General features: G+C 46.6%; 3 protein-coding genes. 2 read left to right on the forward strand and 1 reads right to left on the reverse strand.

Annotation, left to right across the window (positions count from 1 at the left end; translation table 11 throughout):
- The first annotated feature begins 158 nt into the window (after positions 1–158).
- Complete coding sequence (locus B9T16_RS26700) at positions 159–1,865, forward strand: DUF1565 domain-containing protein (protein WP_410246176.1); 1,707 nt, start codon at positions 159–161, stop codon at positions 1,863–1,865.
- 357 nt (positions 1,866–2,222) lie between these two features.
- Here the strand turns inward: B9T16_RS26700 and B9T16_RS26705 are convergent, their stop codons facing one another.
- Entirely contained in the window at positions 2,223–2,504 is a 282-nt protein-coding gene (locus tag B9T16_RS26705; protein WP_006618455.1) for a DUF3493 domain-containing protein, read from the reverse strand.
- A 562-nt stretch (positions 2,505–3,066) separates the two neighbouring features.
- Here B9T16_RS26705 and B9T16_RS26710 point away from each other — a divergent pair.
- The coding region (locus tag B9T16_RS26710; RefSeq protein ID WP_410246177.1) for an SBBP repeat-containing protein at positions 3,067–3,740 on the forward strand (674 nt) is incomplete at its 3' end.

The following is a 3,740-nucleotide window of genomic DNA, read 5'->3' on the forward strand; positions in this document are numbered from 1 at the left end:
AACTGGAAGCGGTTGGGTCAATTCACCGCCTCTAATGTCTCTTTGATTGCGCGTAGTACAWACTTGGTGGTTTCGGGGGCATTGAACCCCACTCAACCACCGCTCCTATCCCTCCCCCACCTGCTACGCGAGGATGGGGGTTTCTCGGAGAATTTTTGATGAAAGATAACTATTTTCTGACTAGCAAGGCTGCCCACAGTTATGATACATCGAAGCCAAAGGCTTTTGGGTTTCGGCTATGGTCTTGGCGGCGGGGTATGAGTTTACTAGCTACCCCCTTGATCTTAGGGGCGATCGCTGATTTACCGACAATTCCTAAAGCGATCGCCAATGAATTACCAACCTCCCCAACCTCCCCAGAATACCTAGTACAAGCCCAAATCATCCACGTCAACCCCGCCACCGGAACCGATAACGACACGGTAACAGGTTCTCAAGGGGCCCCTTTCCGTACCATCACTTATGCTATGTCCAGGGCTACCCCCGGCACCACTATTAAGTTAGCCCCCGGAACCTACAGCCCAGAGACCGGGGAAGCATTCCCCATTAACATCCAACCAGGAGTTATCCTACTGGGTGATCAATCTAATAATGGTCGGAATGTGTTGATTATTGGTGGGGGTAATTTTGTCAGTCCGAGTCTGGCTCGTCAAAATGTCACCATCAGAACTATGGGAGACCCTCAAATTTTGGGAGTCACCATTACCAACCCCAACACCAGAGGGACTGGGATTTGGGTTGAATCCTCTAACCCGACCATCAGTAACTCAACTTTTGTCAATAGCAAACGGGATGGGGTTTTTATCAGTGCGGAAGGTAACGCCACCATCACTAACAATATTTTTGCCCAAAATGATGGTAATGGTATTTCGGTGGCTCGTTCTGGCGGTGGACTGATTAGGGGTAATCTGTTTCAAAATACTGGTTTTGGTATTTCGATTAATGATGATTCCGCCCCGAAAATTGTGGAAAACCAGATTGTGGACAACCGGGACGGGGTGATGGTTTCCCATACGGCTAAACCGATTTTACGCAATAACTTGATCGAAAATAATCAGCGCGATGGTATTGTGGCGATCGCTACTTCACAACCTAACTTAGGAACAGCAGGGGATCCGGGTCAAAACCTGATCCGCAATAACCAGCGCTACGATGTATATAATGCCACCCGAGGTAACAGCATCTCTGCAGTCGGTAATGAAATCGACGAAAGCCGCATTTATGGAGTGGTTGAATATGTACTGGCCGCTGTCACACCCCCTAACTTGGGTCTGGAAGTTGGCACTATTTCTGACCTACAAGGACATTGGGCTCAGTCCTATATGGAAGCATTAGTCAGCCTAGGGATTATGTCAGGATTTGAGGATGGTTCTTTCCGTCCTGATGAGCCAGTGACCAGGGTACAATTTGCGGCGATCGTCAAAAATGCTTTTACCCCCGCCGCCCAACAATCAGGATCTCAATTCCCTGATGTTCCCAGCAACTTCTGGGGTTATCAAGCCATTCAATCCGCCTATCAAGGTGGGTTTATTTCAGGATTTCCTGACGGTCAGTTTCGACCCAATGACCCCATTACCCGCATTCAAAGCATTGTTGGTTTAGCCCAAGGACTTGGCTACCAGTCGGACAATATTGATATCCTCTCCATCTATCAAGATGCAGCAGAGATTCCAACTTGGGCGCTTCCCTCTGTTGCGGGAGCCACAACCGGAAATTTGGTAGTTAACTATCCTAACCAAAGCCAACTCAACCCCAATCGTGTGGCCACCCGCGCCGATGTAGCCGCATTTGTCTATCAGGCTTTAGTCAACGCCGGGAAAGTTCAGGCGATTAACTCCCCCTATTTGGTGAGTAGCCCTCTCTAGGGTCGGGTTTCACAGTCCCTAGACCTGTCGCAGTTAAAATAGCCAGCTACCCAATTGGATAGCTGGCTTTGGATTTAATATGTTTAGGGTCTTTATCAGAAACAGGAGTTAACAAGTGCTTGAGCGGCTCAACTACGGGCTGATACCTGCCTAAGTTCTTGGTTCCTGCTATCGCTGACCCCAATTGAACGAAAACGGGTATTTATATTTAGGGCCTTTATTTGGGCTGACCCCAATTGAGCTTCTATGATTATTATTACAGATACATGACAAAATCTCAAATTTCGTAATATTTTCTTTATTTTTTTGTCGGTTGTTTGCGAAATATATATTTTTGTCTAGGGACATAAAGTTTTGTTACTTAGATTTGGGCGATCGCTGTTCTAGGCGAAATAGCCAAACCATTAAAGCTACCACCCCCACCTGAAGCGCAAAGTTGGGTAAGGCGGTCCCTACATCCCGTCCTGACAGGAGTTGAGCCAAAAATACTACCGCCCCAATTAATCCAGAGGCGGCGAAGGATACATATATAAACTGTCGCAGTCCTCGATAGGGTGCTTTGGATTCGGCTTTCAGACGCTCATAAAGTTCTGGGTCGAGATTTCTGGGATTAATGCGATCGCTTTTTGACTTAGGCATAGGTAATATAGTTTTGAGTTGATGTCTGTATTCTAGGATTAGGGGTCGAGAGAGATGTCACCATTTCCCCCTCCCATTCAAAACCGTAGGTGATAGTTTCCCATCATAGGGCTCTAGTGGTGCTTCCACATCCCGATAATTGGCGACACGAAAAACTTCATGATGTGACGCACGCGCAGATTGCTCCATTGTTAAGGATGCAGCATTGGCGTTGTCTAGCGCCGTTTGATCATCATGACAATTGAGCTTTCACAGCAGCACCTGCCTACCTTAAATTAGAATATATATGGCGTCACAGTTTCCCATTTTTTTAGTGTAAGTCAAGTTCGGGAATTTGTCAATAGTAATTATGATAAATCTGTAATAATTATTAATTGTTAATTGTAGGGGCGCGCCTCCGCTGTCAATTCTCAATTCCTCACGACCATATAATAAACCCGCCCTGCGCCATGGATTAACGGATTGACAATCTGGGTAGGTAAGATTATCATATTTATCATGGGAAATTTCCCAAAAATATCAGCATTAAAAATCGCATCAATTCATTGAGGGGGATACCCAGATGATTGAGTCATGGAATGAGCTAAACCCTGTAGCCGATGATAGCGAATTAATCTCGGTAGCAGAAGGACTGATAACAGTACAGATTTCAACGCCACCAGAGTTCGCCAATACGTGGCTACTGGAAGCCAATGATAGGACTACTGGTGGCAAGGCCATCACCACCGGCCTTGATGGGTCTATTTATATGACAGGTTCTATTAGGGGCGACCTGAATGGAGAAATCAATCAGAGTGGTACTGATAGCTTTATTATCAAATACGAACCCGATGGGACTCTGGTATGGACAAGGCTGTTGGGAGGCAACTATTCTAACTCTTATGGTAATGCCCTCACCACAGGCCTTGATGGGTCTATTTATATGGCGGGCTATACTCAGAGTGACCAGATTGTAGAAATTCCTCGACAGCCATACGAAATTCCCAGCAGTGAAAACGATGTGTTTCTCGCCCGGTATGAACCCGATGGCAGCCAGGTATGGACAACCCGGTTAGCAAGCAATAGGTCGGAAATAGCCCATGCCCTCACCACCGGCCTTGATGGGTCCATTTATGTAGCTGGCTTTACTAACGGCGACCTAGGTGAGGAAATAAATAATGGTGGCACGGATGCCTTTATCAGCAAATACGAACCCGATGGGACTGTGACATGGACAAGGCTGTTAGGAACCAGTAA

The sequence above is a fragment of the Arthrospira sp. PCC 8006 genome, from assembly GCF_046480465.1.
Classification (GTDB): Bacteria; Cyanobacteriota; Cyanobacteriia; order Cyanobacteriales; family Microcoleaceae; genus Limnospira; species Limnospira platensis.